At 71.4% G+C, this 15,131-nt stretch carries 17 protein-coding genes; 6 read left to right on the top strand and 11 right to left on the bottom strand.

Going from position 1 to position 15,131, the window contains the following annotated elements:
- Window positions 1-44 precede the first annotated feature (44 nt).
- A complete protein-coding gene (locus FNH05_RS15415) occupies window positions 45-935 on the bottom strand; it encodes a LysR family transcriptional regulator (protein WP_144588746.1) in 891 nt (296 codons plus the stop codon).
- A 100-nt stretch (window positions 936-1,035) separates the two neighbouring features.
- On the opposite strand from FNH05_RS15415, the gene FNH05_RS15410 reads away from it, so the two are divergent.
- Both FNH05_RS15410 and FNH05_RS15405 read left to right on the top strand, forming a co-directional pair.
- Window positions 1,036-1,887 (top strand): alpha/beta fold hydrolase, encoded by an 852-nt coding sequence (locus FNH05_RS15410; RefSeq protein WP_144588745.1) that lies wholly within the window; start codon window positions 1,036-1,038, stop codon window positions 1,885-1,887.
- A complete protein-coding gene (locus tag FNH05_RS15405) occupies window positions 1,884-2,666 on the top strand; it encodes a 2-keto-4-pentenoate hydratase (protein WP_144588743.1) in 783 nt (260 codons plus the stop codon). Before FNH05_RS15410 ends, FNH05_RS15405 begins: the two co-directional genes overlap by 4 nt.
- Here FNH05_RS15405 and FNH05_RS15400 read toward each other — a convergent pair.
- The 6 genes from FNH05_RS15400 to FNH05_RS15375 all read right to left on the bottom strand — a co-directional run bounded on the left by FNH05_RS15400 (window position 2,656) and on the right by FNH05_RS15375 (window position 6,054).
- Window positions 2,656-3,045, bottom strand: a complete 390-nt coding sequence (locus tag FNH05_RS15400) for a DMT family transporter (RefSeq protein WP_144588741.1) — start codon at window positions 3,043-3,045, stop codon at window positions 2,656-2,658. The two genes, FNH05_RS15405 and FNH05_RS15400, sit on opposite strands and share 11 nt — an antisense overlap.
- Window positions 3,046-3,103: 58 nt before the next feature.
- Window positions 3,104-3,424 (bottom strand): DMT family transporter, encoded by a 321-nt coding sequence (locus FNH05_RS15395; RefSeq protein ID WP_144588739.1) that lies wholly within the window; start codon window positions 3,422-3,424, stop codon window positions 3,104-3,106.
- Window positions 3,421-3,945 carry a tRNA-specific adenosine deaminase gene (locus tag FNH05_RS15390; protein WP_246127757.1) on the bottom strand — a complete coding sequence of 175 codons (525 nt, stop codon included), beginning with the start codon at window positions 3,943-3,945 and terminating at the stop codon, window positions 3,421-3,423. The genes FNH05_RS15395 and FNH05_RS15390 overlap by 4 nt, the downstream gene beginning before the upstream one ends.
- Complete coding sequence (locus tag FNH05_RS15385; protein WP_222426619.1) at window positions 3,942-4,550, bottom strand: DsbA family oxidoreductase; 609 nt, start codon at window positions 4,548-4,550, stop codon at window positions 3,942-3,944. The genes FNH05_RS15390 and FNH05_RS15385 overlap by 4 nt, the downstream gene beginning before the upstream one ends.
- 69 nt (window positions 4,551-4,619) lie before the next feature.
- The gene (locus FNH05_RS15380; RefSeq protein ID WP_144588737.1) at window positions 4,620-5,099 is read right to left on the bottom strand and encodes a MarR family winged helix-turn-helix transcriptional regulator; all 480 of its coding nucleotides are present in this window, start codon (window positions 5,097-5,099) and stop codon (window positions 4,620-4,622) included.
- A 58-nt stretch (window positions 5,100-5,157) separates the two neighbouring features.
- Window positions 5,158-6,054, bottom strand: coding sequence for a LysR family transcriptional regulator (locus FNH05_RS15375; RefSeq protein WP_246127756.1), 897 nt, complete (start codon window positions 6,052-6,054; stop codon window positions 5,158-5,160).
- A gap of 142 nt (window positions 6,055-6,196) precedes the next feature.
- On the opposite strand from FNH05_RS15375, the gene FNH05_RS15370 reads away from it, so the two are divergent.
- From FNH05_RS15370 to FNH05_RS15360, 3 genes are all read left to right on the top strand, one after another.
- Window positions 6,197-7,096, top strand: coding sequence for an SDR family oxidoreductase (locus tag FNH05_RS15370; RefSeq protein WP_144588735.1), 900 nt, complete (start codon window positions 6,197-6,199; stop codon window positions 7,094-7,096).
- Between the two features lie 17 nt (window positions 7,097-7,113).
- Window positions 7,114-7,845: an SDR family oxidoreductase gene (locus FNH05_RS15365; RefSeq protein ID WP_144588733.1), complete on the top strand. Its 732-nt coding sequence runs from the start codon at window positions 7,114-7,116 to the stop codon at window positions 7,843-7,845.
- Between the two features lie 162 nt (window positions 7,846-8,007).
- Window positions 8,008-9,048, top strand: coding sequence for an AI-2E family transporter (locus FNH05_RS15360; protein WP_144588731.1), 1,041 nt, complete (start codon window positions 8,008-8,010; stop codon window positions 9,046-9,048).
- Window positions 9,049-9,212: 164 nt separating this feature from the next.
- Here the strand turns inward: FNH05_RS15360 and FNH05_RS15355 are convergent, their stop codons facing one another.
- Genes FNH05_RS15355 through FNH05_RS15345 form a run of 3 tightly spaced genes read right to left on the bottom strand, consistent with a single transcriptional unit; the run spans window position 9,213 to window position 12,081 of the window.
- Complete coding sequence (locus tag FNH05_RS15355; RefSeq protein ID WP_144588729.1) at window positions 9,213-10,010, bottom strand: ABC transporter ATP-binding protein; 798 nt, start codon at window positions 10,008-10,010, stop codon at window positions 9,213-9,215.
- Window positions 10,007-11,059, bottom strand: a complete 1,053-nt coding sequence (locus tag FNH05_RS15350) for a FecCD family ABC transporter permease (RefSeq protein ID WP_144588727.1) — start codon at window positions 11,057-11,059, stop codon at window positions 10,007-10,009. The genes FNH05_RS15355 and FNH05_RS15350 overlap by 4 nt, the downstream gene beginning before the upstream one ends.
- Window positions 11,056-12,081: a FecCD family ABC transporter permease gene (locus FNH05_RS15345; protein ID WP_144588725.1), complete on the bottom strand. Its 1,026-nt coding sequence runs from the start codon at window positions 12,079-12,081 to the stop codon at window positions 11,056-11,058. Before FNH05_RS15345 ends, FNH05_RS15350 begins: the two co-directional genes overlap by 4 nt.
- 94 nt (window positions 12,082-12,175) lie before the next feature.
- Between FNH05_RS15345 and FNH05_RS15340 the strand changes: the two genes are divergently transcribed.
- Complete coding sequence (locus FNH05_RS15340) at window positions 12,176-13,150, top strand: ABC transporter substrate-binding protein (protein ID WP_144588723.1); 975 nt, start codon at window positions 12,176-12,178, stop codon at window positions 13,148-13,150.
- On the opposite strand, the gene FNH05_RS15335 is transcribed toward FNH05_RS15340, so the two are convergent.
- Window positions 13,140-14,870, bottom strand: coding sequence for a homocysteine S-methyltransferase family protein (locus FNH05_RS15335; RefSeq protein WP_144588721.1), 1,731 nt, complete (start codon window positions 14,868-14,870; stop codon window positions 13,140-13,142). The genes FNH05_RS15340 and FNH05_RS15335 overlap by 11 nt on opposite strands.
- Between the last annotated feature and the right edge of the window lie 261 nt (window positions 14,871-15,131).

Genomic DNA, 15,131 nt, shown 5'->3' with positions numbered 1-15,131 from the left:
GGCGGGGCCCTGGCAAATAGGGCTGTGAGGGGGCCCCTCACGGCCTAAGGCAGCCAGCCCCGGGCGTGGGAGAGCTTGCGGGCGGCCCGCAGGAACCGCTGGGCCGCCGCGGACAGGGCGCCGCTGCGCCAGACCGCCTCGATCACCACGGGGGGCAACTCGTCCGTCAGCTCCAGCGCGGCGTGCGCGCCGAGCAGGCGCACCGCGGCGGACCGGCACACCACGGTGAACCCTTCCCCGCCCCGCAGCGGCGACTGCCGCAACCCCGGCACCGGATGTTCCCAGGTCTCGAAGGTCTCACCGGTGCTGTGCAGTGCCGCGAGCACGTAATCGTGGTAGGCGGGCGCCAGCTGGCGGTTGAGGAAGCAGAACGTTTCGCCGCGCAGGTCGCGCAGCGACACCGCGCCCCGGCCCGCCAGGGGATGCGTCTCGCCGACGACGGCGACCAGCGGTTCACGGCGCAGCACGAACCGGTCGAGCCCCTCGCGCGGCTCGATGCTGTGGGAGATCACCACGTCCAGCCGCCGGTCGTGCAGGGCGATCTCGAGTTCCGGCGACCACCCCTCCCGCGCGTCGACCACCACGCCCGGGCATTCGCACGGCACGAACTCCATCAGCGCGGGCACCGTCTCGTAGGCGGTGCTGGCGACGTAGCCGAGCCGCACCGGTGCCTGCGGCTGGACCCGCCGCGCCTGCTCCACCATGGCCTCGGCGTCAGCGAGCAGCCGCCGCGCGGACTCGACGAACACCGCGCCCGCTTCGGTCAGCCGGGTCGGCCGCCGCTCGAACAGCGTGACTCCCAGTTCCCGTTCGAGGTTCCGGATCTGACGGCTCAGCGGCGGCTGCGCCATGTGCAGCCGGTCCGCGGCGGCCTGGAAACCGCCCTCGTCGGCCACCGCCACCACGTAGCGCAGCACCCGGAGCTCCATCGACATACCGCAAAGGTATCGGCTGCCGTCGAAGCGAGTATTGGACGGCGGCGGGCCGCACACCGGAGAATCGCCGTCGACAGGCCCGCGCGGGGAGGGGACGCCGGTGGAACATCACGTCGGGGACGTGAACGGGCTGCGCATGCATTGGGTCACCGCTGGGGGTGGTGACCCGGTGGTCCTGCTGCACGGCTGGCCGCAGACCTGGTACGAGTGGCGGCACCTGATCCCGGTGCTCGCCCGGCGGTACCGGGTGATCGCGCCCGACCTGCGCGGCTGGGGGGAAACCGCACGGCCGGCGGGCGGCTACGACGTGGCGACGGTCGCCGCGGACGTGGCCGCCCTGCTGGACCGGCTGGACGCCGGGCGCGTGCACGTGGTCGGCCACGACTGGGGCACCCCCGTCGGTTACCACCTCGCCGCGACCCACCGGGACCGCGTGCTGTCGTTCACCGCGCTGGAGGCGAGCATCCCGGGCGCCGGCGGGGAAAACCTGCTGGACTTCTCCCAGGCGTGGAACCCGTTGTGGTTCTTCCCGTTCCTGGCCACGCCGGGGCTGCCGGAGCAACTGCTGAGCGGGCAGCAGGAACGGTTCTTCGGCTGGATACTGGCCCAGATGAGCCGGTCGACCCCCGGCTGCCTGAGCGCCGAGGACATCGCCGTGTACGTCCGGGCCTACGCCGACGACGACGCCGTCCGCTCCACCTGTGCCTACTACGCCAACACCTGGCTGAGCGCCGCCCAGATCCGCGAAGCCGCCGAGGAACCGCTGGACATCCCCGTGCTGGCCGTCGCCGGAGAACGCTCCCTCGGGCAGAACATGCTGACCTTCGTGCGCCGCCTCGCGCCCGGCGCCGACGGCGTCGTCCTGCCCGGCTGCGGGCACCTCGTCCCCGAGGAAAGGCCGGACGAACTCGCCGGGCTGCTCACCGAATTCCTCGCGAAGGCCGGACGATGACGGGCGACTGGAACGTCGACCGGGCCGCCACCGCCCTGCTGGACTGCGAACACGAGGTGCGCGACCGCGGGCCCCTCACCGAGCAGTGGCCCGGCCTCGACGTCCCGACCGCCTACGCCGTCCAGACCGAAACGCTGCGGCGCCGCCTTTCGGGCGGGCAGCGCATCACCGGGATCAAGCTCGGCCTCACGTCGAGGGCGAAACAGCGGGCCATGGGCGTCGACACCCCGCTGACCGGCTGGCTCACCGACGCCATGGCGCTGGCGGCGGGCGAGCCCGTCCCGCTGCCGCGGTTCATCCACCCCCGGGCCGAGCCGGAAATCGTCCTGGTCATGGGTGAACGCCTGGCGGGCCCGGGGGTGACCCCCGAGGACGCGCTGGCCGCGGTGGCGGAGGTCCGGGCCGGGCTGGAAGTGATCGACAGCCGCTTCCGCCGGTTCCGGTTCACGCTCCCCGACGTGATCGCGGACAACGCTTCCTCGGCGGGCTACGTGCTCGGTTCCGTCGTGAGGGACCCCGGGGACCTCGACGTGAGCGCGGAAACCTGCGTGCTGGAGGCCGACGGCGGGCCCGCCGGTTCCGCCACCGGGGCGGCCGTCCTGGGCAGCCCCGCCGCGGCGCTCGCGCTGGCCGCCAACGACCTGTGCACCCGGGGGCAGGCGATCGAGCCCGGCTGGCTCGTCTTCACCGGCGGCCTGCTCGACGCCGTCCCGCTTGCCCCCGGCTCCCGCGTCCGCGCGAGGTTCGGCTCGCTGGGCGAGCTCACCCTCACGGCCTAGCAGGAACCTCGCCGGGCTGGGATGCCAGGGCGGGACTGTCGGCGAGTTTGAGCCAGACGACGCCCGCGATGATCACCGCCAGCCAGAAGGCGCGAGCGGGTGTCAGGGTTTCTTGGAAGAACACCGGGCCGAGCAGTGCCGCGCCGACCGCGCCGATACCGGCCCAGACGGCGTAGCCGATGCCGACGTCGATGCCCTTGAGCGCGACGCTGAGGCTGAACAGGGTCAGCAGGAAGAACACGACCGCGACGAGCGACCAGTTCAGCCGGGTGAATCCGTGACTGCCGTTGACGCTGAGGGCATAGCCGATTTCGAACACGCCGGCCAGGAGCAGCACGAACCAGGAGAGGGTCTTGCCGGAGGTGGTGCCGGTTGTCATGCAAGGGGTCCTTTCGTACGAACAGCTTGGGGAGGAAGAAAAATTCGGAGGGCGGAGCTCAGGCGGCGCCGCTGAGTTGCAGGCCGATGACGCCGATGATCACGACGGCGATGCCGAGGAGTTTCTTCCGGGTCAGGCGTTGCCCCAGGAACAGGGCGCCGACGACGACGATCCCGACCCCGGCGATCGAGGTCCACAGTGCGTAGCCGACTCCGACGTCGAAGGTCAGCAGCGCGAGGCTGAGGAAGAACGTCCCGATGCCGCCGGTGACGAGCGTGGCGATGGTCCACCACAGCCGCCTGAATCCCTTCGCGTTGCTCGCACTGATCGCGACCGCGACCTCGAAGACGACGGCGATCGCCAGGTAGAGCCAACTCATGATGGTCCTTTCGTCGGGGGTGCCGATGAGCAAGAGCGGCGCGGGAACACCGCCTGGGTGAAGCGTTGGAAGGGCTCGTCTCCCGCCTCGACGGGCAGATCGCGGACGAGGCCATCGCGTCGCAGACGAGCCCGGTCGATCCCGAACGCCGGGTAACCGGCCAGGTAGTCGATGCCCCAGGACGCCACCGTCTCCGCGTCGACGGCCACGTAGATGTGTTCGACCCGCTGGTCGAGCGCGAAGCGGTAGCACAGGCCGCACGGTTCGCCCGTCGCCAGCAGCCGGGTTCCGGCGAGATCCGGGGTGCCACGCTCCGTCAGGGCGAGGCGCATGGCCACGATCTCGGCGTGCGCCGTGGCGTCTCCGGTCTCGTGGACCCGGTTCACCCCGTACTCGGAGGCATAGCCATCCGGGCCGACGAGTTGGCCGACGAAAGGCAGTCCGCCCTTCTCGACGTGCCGTGTACCGAACTCGACCGCCCGAGCCATCAGCGTGCTGAGAGCGACAGCGTCGTGGGTCACGATGCCCGCTCCGGGGCCTGCGACTGATCCACGGCTTCGATCAGCCCGGTGGCGTCGAGCACACCGGAATACCGTCGTCCGCCGATCCGGAAACTCGGCACCGCCGTGACCCCGACCTCTTCGGACGCGTATCGCTGAGCCTCCACCTGGCGGTCGCGGCGCTCCGGGCTCGCCAGCGCGTGCCGGACTTCGGCGGCGTCGAGACCGACCGAGGTTGCGACCTCGATGATCACCTCGTCGTCGCCGACGTCGCGGTCCTGCTGGAAGAACGCGCGGAACACCGCCCCGGAGTACTCCTCACCCAGCCTCCGCTCCTGTGCCAGTTGCAGCACCATGAAGGCCTTCGCGGTGCGTGGCTGCGGCGAGACCGAAGGCAGGGCGATCTCCACCCCCAGCCGCCGCGCCATCGGGTACACCGACCCGTTCCACACTCGCGGCAGATAGTCGTCCTCCGGCCGCAGCGTCGGCACGGGATCCGGCCGCAGTTCGAAGGGACGGATCACCACCTCGACATCCCGCTCACGCTTCAACCGGGCCACCGCGCCCTCGACCAGGAAGCAGTACGGGCACACGTAATCCACGAACACTTCGACTCCGGTGCTCACCCAAGCTCCTTTCTGTATGTACATACATGTTTATGCCGCCGGGTAGACCAGTTCGCCCCACACCCTCGATCAGGGGGTGATGGTGTCGGCGATTCGCCGGAGAGCATCTCCGAGTTGCCGCACGTCCAGATGCCGGACCTCCGCCGACGCATCACGAAGAAGTTCGCCGATGCGCTCCTCGTAGGGGCCCCGCACTTCTCGCACAAGCGCCTCACCCTGCCCGGTGAGGACCGCGTAGACGCCGCGGCCGTCATCGGGGCAGATGTCGCGCTTGGCGACCCCCTTCTCCTCCAGCCGGCTGACCAGCCGGGTTGCCGAACTCTGGTTCAGGCCGACCTTCTGGGCGAGATCGTTGACCCGCAACTCCCGGTCCGGCGCCTGCGCCAGATGCGCCAAGGCCCGGTACTCCGTCAGCCCGATCCGATGCACATCCGCGAGCCACTTGCCCAGGGCCGCGTCGATCGCGGAGGTGAACGCCGCCACCTCCGACCACCGCGAACCCAGGCCGCCCCGGGGCGCGACCTCGGAGCGCTTTGCATGCATGTGCATGCAGATAACGTATCGCGGTCCCCGTGGCCGACGCAAGGCGTGCGCCCGCCCCGCGAACCTATCCGCGCACAGCCGGTCCGGTGAGGAGGGTCTGGGCGTACTCGCGGAACGCGGCCACCAGGCGGCTGCGCTCGTCGGCGCGCGTGACGAGCACGACGCGACTCGGTTCGACGCCCTCGATCGGGATGGTGGTGAGGTCGCGCCGCAAGCCGCCGGTGTGGCTGCCCGCCGCGATGGCCACGGCCTGTCCGGACGCGATGATCTCGAACTTGTCCTCCAGTGCTTCGATGACCGGCCCGTCGGGCGCGGGACGGCCGCCGGGCCGGGGTTCCAGCCGCCAGAAAGCGCTCCGGACCGGGTCGGAATCCGGGAACCGGGGCAGGGGTTCGTCCGCGATGTCGTCCAGGGTGACCGATTCCCTGCCTGCCAGCCGGTGGTCCAGCGACACCACCAGCACCCGCGGTTCGGCGTAGAGGACCGTCACGTGCATCCCGTCGGTGGCGAGCGGCAGCCGGGTCACCAGCGCGTCCACCCGGTGGCCGGACAGCGCCTCACGCGGTTCGTTCCAGGCCACGTGCACCGCGCGCACGTCGGCGTCCGGATGGCGGCGCCGCAACTGCCGCACGGCCGGGGTGACGATCAGGCCCGGGGTGTAGCCGATGGTGACCCGGCCGGGCTGTGCGGCCGCACGGGTGTGCGCCGTGGCCTCGGCGGCCGAGCGCAGCAGCGCCTCGGCCCTGGGCAGGAAGACCTCCCCGGCCTCGGTGAGCCGGGTGCCCCGCGGGTCGCGATCGAGCAGGCGCGCGCCCATCTGCTGTTCGAGACGGCGGATCTGCCTGCTCAGCGACGGTTGCGCGACGCGCAGCGCCGCGGCCGCACGGCCGAAATGCCGGTGCTCGGCGACGGCGACGAAATAGCGAACCAGGCGCAGATCGAGATCCGCAGAGTCGGGCACAGCCGCATCGTACTGCGGTGATGCCTCGATCGAATGGCGCGATGAGGAACGGGACTTGGACGCTCGCCGCCGCGCGGGAGCACGGTGGAAGCACCGGCCGGGCAGGCCGGGTCCACCACTTTTTCGAGGAGTACACCAACCCATGCGTGTGTTCGTCACCGGCGCCACCGGATTCGTCGGGAGCGCCGTCGTCCGCGAGTTGGCGGGCGCCGGGCATCAGGTCCTCGGGCTCGCCCGCTCGGACGCCTCCGCCGCTTCGCTGTCCGCAGCCGGGGCCGAGGTGCACCGCGGCACTCTGGAGGATCCGGACAGTCTGCGCGCCGCCGCGGCGGACGCCGACGGCGTGATCCACACCGCGTTCGTCCACGACTTCGCCCACTTCGCGGCCGCCGTCGAGACGGACCAGCGTGCCATCGAGGCCCTCGGCGAAGCGCTCGCCGGATCCGGACGGCCCTTCGTCATCACGTCCGGCACCACCGGCCTCGTCCACGGCCGTCCCGCGACGGAGGAGAGCACGCCCGGGCCGGGGTCGCCCGCGGCGCTCCGATTCGCGTCGGAGGAACTCGCACTGTCCTTCGCCGGACGTGGCGTGCGCGTCTCCGTGGTCCGGCTGCCACCGTCGGTGCACAGCGACGCCGACAAGCACGGCTTCGTCCCGCAGCTGATCGGCGTCGCCCGCGAGAAGGGTGTTTCGGCCTTTGCGGACGACGGCGCCAACCGCTGGGCCGCCGTGCACCAGCTCGACGCCGCGCATCTGTTCCGGCTCGCACTGGAACACGCGGAGGCGGGCACCCGGTGGCACGGCGTCGGCGACGAGAGTGTGGCGACGCGGGACATCGCCGAAGTCATCGGACGGCGGCTGGACCTGCCGGTGGCCTCCGTTCCGAGCGAGGAGGCGGCCGCCCACTTCGGCTTCCTCGGCGCGGTCTTCTCGCTGGACACCCCGGCGTCGAACGCCTTGACCCGGCAGCGGCTCGGCTGGGAGCCCACCCACGCGGACCTCCTCGCCGATCTCGAAAAAGACCACTACTTCACCGCTTGACCGAAGGAGAGACGAACTTGTCCCCACGCACCGCCCTGATCACCGGCGGCACCAGCGGAATCGGCAGGGCCAGTGCCGAAGCGCTGCACCGGCGCGGCTACCAGGTGATCGTGACCGGGCAGAACCCCGACACGCTCGCCGTGGCCAGGAGGGAACTCCCGGAAGACATCGTGGTGGTCCGGGCCGACTCCCGGTCACTGGCCGACACCGACCGGGTCGTGGAGGAGACCCGCGACCGCTTCGGCGGGCTCGACGTCCTGTTCCTCAACGCCGGGATCGTGCGGGCCCTGCCGGTCGAAGCGGTCGACGAAGCCACCTTCGACGACCTGTTCGACGTCAACTTCAAGGGCCAGTTCTTCACCCTGCAGAAGGCTCTTCCCCTGCTGCGCGAAGGCGGATCGGTCCTCTTCACGATCGGTCTCGGCGCCATCCGGGGCGTCCCCGGCGGATCCGTCGCTGCGGCGTCGAAGGGAGCGCTCCTGTCGATGGTGCCCACGCTCGCCCTCGAACTGGCACCCCGGAAAATCCGGGTCAACGCCGTCAGCCCCGGCGCGGTCCGGACCGGGATCTGGGACAAGCACGGGCTGCCGCCCGAAGCGCTGGAGGCGATCGCCGACGGCATTCCCCTCGGGAGGTTCGGCACGAGCGAAGAGATCGCCGAGACCGTGGCGTTCCTCGCCTCGGACGCGGCCGCCTTCATCACCGGGGAGAACATCGTGATCGGCGGAGGATCCGGGCTCCGCTCGTAGGCGGCGCACGCCTTGTGCCGTGAAGGGTCCCTTCACAGTCGAATCGACTGTGAAGGGACCCTTCACGGCTCGCCCCGGCGGCCGTCGAACCGGGCCCAAGGTCACTCGTTGCGGTGACGCTCGCCCCCAGCCTTTCCGCCGCGTTCGACGATCATCGTGGGTATGGCTGATTCCGGGGACGACACCCAGCGACGATCACCATTCCGGGTCGGCCTGATCGGCGCCGCCGGGGTCGCGGTCACCTACGCGCTCGCGCAGATCGTCCTGGCGGCCCAGAGCGTGCTGATCCTGATCGGCGTCGCCGGCTTCGTCGCGGTGGGGCTCGACCCGGCCGTGCGGTGGCTCGCGCGGGTGAAGCTGCCGCGCTGGGCGGCGGTCACCACGGTGTCGCTGGCCGCGGTCGGCGTGTTCGCCGGTTTCCTCACCGCCGCGATCCCGCCGCTGGTCGCCGAGGCAGGCCAGTTCGTCAACCAACTGCCGCAGTTCGCCCACCAGTTGCAGGACCACAGCTCGCTGCTCGGCAGGCTCAACGACCGGTTCCAGCTGCAGCAGCGGCTGGAAGCGCTGCTCAGCCAGCACGGATCGGAGCTGGCGCAGGGACTTCTCGGTGCGGGCCGGTTCGTGTTCGACGCGGTCGTGTCCACGCTGACGGTGATCGTGCTGAGCCTGTACTTCCTGGCCGACCTGCCCCGGATCCGGACCGCGCTCTACCGGCTCGTGCCCCGCGCCCGGCGCGCCCGGGCCACCCAGCTCGGCGACGAAATGCTGTCGAAGGTCGGCGCGTTCGTGCTCGGCAACCTGCTCACCTCGCTGATCGCGGGGCTGGCGATCTTCGTGTGGTGCGTGCCGTGGGGCATCCCGTACGCGGTGCTGCTCGCCCTGCTCGTCGCGATCCTCGACCTCATCCCGATCATCGGCTGGACGAGCGCGGGCATCGTGGTCAGCCTCGTCGCGCTGTCGGTGTCGCCCGCGGCCGCGTTCGCCACGATCGCCTACATCCTCGTGTACCGGTTCGTCGAGGACTACGTGCTCATCCCGAAGGTCATCGGCCGCGTGGTGAAGGTGCCCGCGGTGGTCACGATCGTCGCCACGGTGATCGGCGGCGTGCTGCTCGGCCTCGTCGGCATCCTGGTGGCCATCCCCGTGGCGGCCGCGCTGCAACTCCTCATGGAGCAGGTCGTCTACCCCCGCCTGGACCGGTAGGGCGGTTGATGGGAAAGGTTTGCGGGGCGGTGCGGGTGGCGGAACCTGACGCGGTCCCTCGCTGTGGGATCTCTTCCTCATGAATGTCAATTCACCGCGGAAGAGCTGTCCTCGCGAGGAACCACGTCAGAACCCGCGGCGGTGCCGGTTGACGGCCCACCCCCTCACGGCGCTCGCAGATGGGCGCTGACCGGGATCACGAGCGGGGTGCCCGCCACCGGGTCGGGCAGGACCTTCGCGGCCAGCCCGAACACCTCTGCCAGCAGCGGTTCGGTGAGCACCGCGCCCGGCTCGCCCTGCGCCACGATCCGCCCGTCCCGCATCGCGACGAGCGTGTCCGCGTAGCGGGCCGCGAGGTTCAAATCGTGCAGCACCATCACCACCGTCGTGCCGCGCTCGGCGTGCAGGCGGTAGACCAGGTCGAGCACGTCGACCTGGTGCGCGAGGTCGAGGTAGGTGATCGGCTCGTCGAGCAGCAGCAGCCCGGTTTCCTGCGCCAGCGTCATCGAGATCCAGGCGCGCTGGCGCTGCCCGCCGGAAAGCTGGTCCACCACGCGGTCCGCCAGTTCGTCCATCCCGGTCAGGCGCAGCGCGCGGTCGATCGCCTCCTGGTCGTCCGCCGACCACTGGCGGTACCAGCGCTGGTGGGGGTGGCGGCCGCGCGAGACGAGGTCGGCGACGGTGAGGCCCTCCGGCGCGGACGGCGCCTGCGGCAGCAGGCCGACGATCCGGGCGACCTCGCGGGTGGGCAGGCGGTCGATCCGCTTGCCGTCGAGCAGGACCGCGCCCTCCCGGGGCGCGAGCAGCCGGGCCAGCGCGCGCAGCAGGGTGGACTTGCCGCAGCCGTTCGGCCCGATGATCGCGGTGATCGTCCCGTCGAGGACGTCCAGGTCGAGGCCGTCGACCACCACGCGGTCGCCGTAGGCCAGTTTCAGGGCTTGCGCCCGCAATCGCGACGTCACGCTCGCGCCTCCCGGCGGCTCCGGACGAACAGGAAGATCAGGTAGGGCGCGCCGAGGATCGCGGTGAGCACCCCGACCGGGAGTCCCGGCAGGACCAGCCGGGTGGCCAGGTCCGCGCCGACCGTGAGCAGCGCCCCGAGCAGCATCGACGTGACCAGCGGTGGTTGCGCGGACCGCACCAGCCGCACCGCGATCTGCGGGGTGGCCAGCGCGACGAAGGCGATCGGCCCGGCCGCGGCGGTCGCGACCGAAGCCAGCGCGGCGGCGAGCAGCAGCAGCGCGCCGCGCGCCCCGTCGACCCGGATGCCGAGGCCGCGCGCCGTCTCGTCGCCGAACCGCAGCCCGCCGATGGTGCGCGCGCTGATCAGGGTGACGGGCACCAGCACGACCAGGGCGAGCAGTACCGGGCCCACCGCATCCCAGCCCACGTCGGCGAGGTTGCCGACCAGCCAGGTGGTCGCGCGCGCCGCGTCGTTCACGTCGCCCGCGGCGAGCAGCCAGTTCACGATGTTGTAGCCGATGGCCCACAACCCGATGCCGATCAGCACCATGCGGTAGCCGTCGATCCCCCGCCGCCACGACAGCGCGTACAGCAGCACCCCGGCCAGCAGCCCGCCGAGCAGGCCCGCGAGCGGCACGCCGAGGGCGCCCACCCAGCCGCTGACCTGGCCGCGGTATCCGCCTGCCACGATCGCGCCGACCGCGCCCACCCCGGCGCCCCAGGTGATGCCGAGGATGTCGGGGCTGGCCAGCGGGTTGCGGGCGACGGACTGGAAGACCGTCCCGGACAACCCGAGCGCGGCGCCGACCAGGAGACCGGCGAGCGTGCGCGGCAGGCGCAGGTCGAAGATGATCCCGCGTTCGCGGCGGGTTCCGCCGCCGAGCAGGGTCCGCAGCACGTCGAGCACGCCGATGTGCGAACTGCCGAGCCCGATGTTCAGCGCGGCGGCCAGGACCAGCAGCAGCGCCACGAGCGCGGCGATCACGAGCGTCCGCGGCCGCAGCACCCAGGCCACCGGCCCCGCGGCGAGTACGCGGCGAGCGGTCACAGCTTGCTCAGCCCCTTTCCGCGCACGAGCAGGATGAACACCGGCGCACCGGCCAGCGCCAGCAGGATGCCGACCTCGAAGCTGTCCCCGGTCAGCGCGCGGCCCGCCACGTCCGCGGCCAGCAGCAGGATCGCGCCCAGCAGCGCGGAAAACGGGACCAGCCAGCGGTAGTCGGGGCCGGTGATCGCCCGGGCGAGATGCGGGACGACCAGGCCGAGGAAGGCGATCGGCCCGCAGGCGGCCACGGCGGACCCGGTCAGCAGGGTGATCGCCAGCACGCCGAGCGTGCGGGTGAGCAGCACGCGCTGGCCGAGCGTCCTCGCCACGTCTTCGCCGAGGGCGAGGGTGTTCAGGCCGGTCGTGCCGGCAAGCGCGAGCAGCAGGCCGAGCACGAGGAACGGGGCGATCTGGCCGACCACCGCGTAGTCGCGCCCGGCGATCGAGCCGATGCGCCAGAACCGGTAGACGTCCATGCCCCGCTCGTCGCCGAGCACGATGGCCGAGATGAACCCCTGCAGCAGGGCGCTCACCGCCGCCCCGGCCAGCGCGAGCGTGACCGGGGTGGCGCCGCGTCCGCCGACGGCGCCGAGCAGGAAGACGGCGACACTGGCGAGCAGCGCGCCCGCGAAACCGAACCAGATGAAGCCGTAGAGGCCGGTCACGTGCAGCACGACCACCGCGAACACGACCGCGAACGCGGCGCCGTGCGTGACCCCGAGCAGTCCGGGGTCGGCCAGCGGGTTGCGGGTGTGGCCCTGCATGAGCGCCCCGGCGGCGCCGAGGGCGAGCCCGGCGAGCAGACCGAGCACGGTGCGCGGCAGGCGCAGGGAACGGACGATGAGGTCGGCTTCGGTGCCCGTGGGGTGGCGCAGCGCGGTCCAGACCTCGCCGGGCGGGAGGGATTTGGCGCCGATCGCCACGCTCGCCGCGCAGATCACGAGCAGCAGCGCGACGAGCGCGGCCAGTCCGGTGAGCCGGCGTCTCCGGCGGTGGGACACCGCCACCGTGACCGTCCGCGTCACGCCACCCCCTGTGTCCTGCCGCACCGGATCTTCCGGACCGGGCGAACATCATCCTATCCTAGTTAGGTAAGCCTAACCGAAAGAGAGTGGCGCGATGACGAGACTTCGGCGGGTAACCCTGGCACTGACCGCGATCGCCTCCCTCACGCTCACCGCCTGCGGTGGCGGGAGTGGCGAACCGGCGGCGACGGGAGCAGCGCAGGCCGGATGGCCCCGGACCATCGAGCACGCGATGGGCTCGACCGTGATCGACTCGCCGCCGAAGACCGTGGCGGCACTCGACTCCAGCTACGTCGACGCCGCCCTCGCACTCGAAACCACCGTCGTCGCCTACACCAAGTACCGCAACTACGACAAGCTTCCCGGCTACCTCGGCGACGACCGCAAATATGCCGACGGCGCCAAGGAAATCGGGCCGCTGCAGAGCCCGGACGTCGAGCAGTTGTACGACATCAAGCCCGACCTGATCGTCTCGGCGAAGGTGCGGCACGAGAAGTACTACGACCAGTTCGCCAAGGTCGCGCCGACCGTGTTCAGCCAGACCACCGGCGCTTCCTGGAAGGACAACATCCGGCTGCTGGCCAGGGCGCTGGGCAAGGAAGCGCTGGCCGAACAGAAGATCGGCGCCTACGAGCAGCGCGCCAAGCGCATCGGGGACGAGATCAAGGCGAAGCTGGGCACGCAGCCCACGGTGTCGGTGGTGCGGTTCGTGGAGGGCGAACCGACCGTGCGGCTCTACAGCAGCGCGTCGTTCCCCGGGGTCGTGATGGCCGACACCGGACTGACCCGGCCCGCCGGGCAGCCCGACACGCGGAGCAAGATCTCGGTGGACCTCAGCCAGGAGGACATCGCCAAGCTCGACGCGGACCGGGTCTTCGTCGCGTCCTATGAGGACGAAACGAAGAACGCCGAGAACCCGAAGGCACGGTTCGAATCGAACCCGTTGTGGGGCACGCTCAAGGGCAAGGTCGCCGACGTCGACGACACCACGTGGTTCACCTCGGTGAGCCTGCAGGGCGCGCAGGCCATGCTGACCGATCTGGCGAACCAGTTCGGCGTCACGCCCTGAGCAGGGAGCGCGGCATTCCGCCGCGAGCCCTGATCACCACGCCCTGCACCGTCTCACGGGCCCGTGCGACCAGGTCGGCGGCCAGCGCCAGCCCGGTCTCCGGCCCGTGAGCGGTGTTTTCCAGGGCGGCCAGTGCGGCGCGAGGAATCGTCACGTCGGGCACCTCGTGGGTGAGGTACTCGGCCTCGGCGTAACCGGTCAGCGGGGAGACGGTCACCAGCACCGGGATGTCCTCTTCGGACAGTTCGGCGAGCATCCCGGTCAGCCGGTCCAGTTCGTAGACCGGCCTGGTGACGAGGAAGTGCGCGCCCGCGGCGATCTTGGCCCGGGTACGGGCCAGTTCGGCGTCCACGTCGTGCGCGCCGGGGTTGAAGCGGGCCCCGATGTGGAACGACGTTCTGATGGCGAGGGTGTGGCCGTTGTGGTCGCGCCCCGCGTTGAGCCCGGCGAGCAGTTCGATGAGGCCGAGGGAATCGACCTCCCAGCCGCCGCGGGGGTACTCGCCCCGGGGCGGCGGGGCGCCGGTCTCGCACACGAGCGTCCGGAGCCCGGCGGCGTGCGCGCCGAGCAGGTCGGCCTGGAGGGTGGTGATCGCCCTGTCCCAGGCCGCGACCGTGGCGACGGTCTCGATCCCGGCCTTGCGCGCCAACTCCAGTGCCTCGTTGACGGACACCGCCGGTCCGAGGAAAAGGAGGTCGGCCTCGTGCAGTCCCGTCACGTCGTCGGTCTCGCCGGTGAACTCGGCGGCCACCACGAAATCCTTCTCGGCCAGGTGGCGGGCGAGCACGCCGTGCCGCGGCACGGCGACGGTGCGGCGTGCCGGTTGCGCGCGGACCGGCTCGACGGGCCGCAGGTCGGCGAGCGCGCGGGTCAGGGCACGCAGGTGGGCGGGTGTGGTACCGCAGCAGCCGCCGACGATCGAGGCACCCTGCTCGACGTAACGGCGGCCGTACCGGCCGAAGTACTCTCCGTCCACAATGTACTCGAATCGGGTGCCGCGGCGGCGGGGAAGCCCGGCGTTGGGCTGGACGCCGACCGGAAGCACGGTATGGCGGCGGAAATCCTCGACGATGGCGAGCATGTGCTGGGGCCCGGCAGTGCAGTTGGCGCCGAGCGCCGCGACGGGCATGCTTTCCAGGGCCCGCGCCACCTCTCCCACCGTCTCGCCGCCGAGCGTCTCACCGGCCTCCGTGAAGGTCGCCTGCGCGAGAATGGGCACGTCGGCCAGGGACGCCGCGACCTCCACCGCCTCGACCAGTTCGTCGAGGTAGCCGAAGGTCTCGAGCACCAGCAGGTCCACCCCGCCGTCGACGAGCGCCCGCACCTGCTCGCCGATCACCTCGGCCCGCTCACCGGACCGCACACTGCCGCGCTGACCCACACTCGCCGCGGGCGACACGGACCCGCCCACGAACACCGGCCGCCCGGCCCCGCGCCGCGCCTGCCGGGCGAGGCGGACCCCCGCGAGGTTGACGTCCCGCACCGCCGCGGAACACCCCTGCCCGGCCAGCCGCAACCGGTTGGCGCCGAACGTGTTGGTCAGCAGAATGTCGGCCCCCGCCGCGACGTAGGCCTCGTGGACCATGCTGACCAGCTCGGGATTGGACAGGTTCAGCTCGGACAGGGCCCGGTCCAGGGAGTTGCCCGCGGTGTGGAGCATCGTGCCCATCGCCCCGTCACACACCAGCACCCGGTCCCGCACACTCTTGGCGAAGTCCATAGCCCCTCTCCGGCCGCGTCCAGGAACCCGTCGCACGACCTGGGCCGGGTCGCCGATCGCGGCAGGCGCCGCCGCTGCACTCACCGTATTCGGGTGAGCACACACTGCGCGAGGGTCCTATCGGGCGCTACCCTTCACCCATCCGCACCAACCGCCCGGTCCCCCGGCCCCCGTGACCGGTGCGGTATCTTGACCTGCACCTCAAGAGGCAGCCCGCCCACCGCGAGCACCCTCGGGGCCGGTAGCTCAGTTGGTTAGAGC

Origin of the sequence: Amycolatopsis rhizosphaerae (assembly GCF_007713715.1) — a bacterium.
GTDB lineage: Bacteria > Actinomycetota > Actinomycetes > Mycobacteriales > Pseudonocardiaceae > Amycolatopsis_E > Amycolatopsis_E rhizosphaerae.
Note: the sequence above shows the minus strand (reverse complement) of the source record. Positions and strands in the feature narration are given on the sequence as shown.

Bases quoted from the DNA above. Each gene is read 5' to 3' on its own strand.
- FNH05_RS15415 (WP_144588746.1), bottom strand. From the start codon at position 935: ATGTCGATGGAGCTCCGGGTGCTGCGCTACGTGGTGGCGGTGGCCGAC.
- FNH05_RS15405 (WP_144588743.1), top strand. From the start codon at position 1,884: ATGACGGGCGACTGGAACGTCGACCGGGCCGCCACCGCCCTGCTGGAC.
- FNH05_RS15400 (WP_144588741.1), bottom strand. From the start codon at position 3,045: ATGACAACCGGCACCACCTCCGGCAAGACCCTCTCCTGGTTCGTGCTG.
- FNH05_RS15395 (WP_144588739.1), bottom strand. From the start codon at position 3,424: ATGAGTTGGCTCTACCTGGCGATCGCCGTCGTCTTCGAGGTCGCGGTC.
- FNH05_RS15380 (WP_144588737.1), bottom strand. From the start codon at position 5,099: ATGCACATGCATGCAAAGCGCTCCGAGGTCGCGCCCCGGGGCGGCCTG.
- FNH05_RS15370 (WP_144588735.1), top strand. From the start codon at position 6,197: ATGCGTGTGTTCGTCACCGGCGCCACCGGATTCGTCGGGAGCGCCGTC.
- FNH05_RS15360 (WP_144588731.1), top strand. From the start codon at position 8,008: ATGGCTGATTCCGGGGACGACACCCAGCGACGATCACCATTCCGGGTC.
- FNH05_RS15340 (WP_144588723.1), top strand. From the start codon at position 12,176: ATGACGAGACTTCGGCGGGTAACCCTGGCACTGACCGCGATCGCCTCC.
- FNH05_RS15335 (WP_144588721.1), bottom strand. From the start codon at position 14,870: ATGGACTTCGCCAAGAGTGTGCGGGACCGGGTGCTGGTGTGTGACGGG.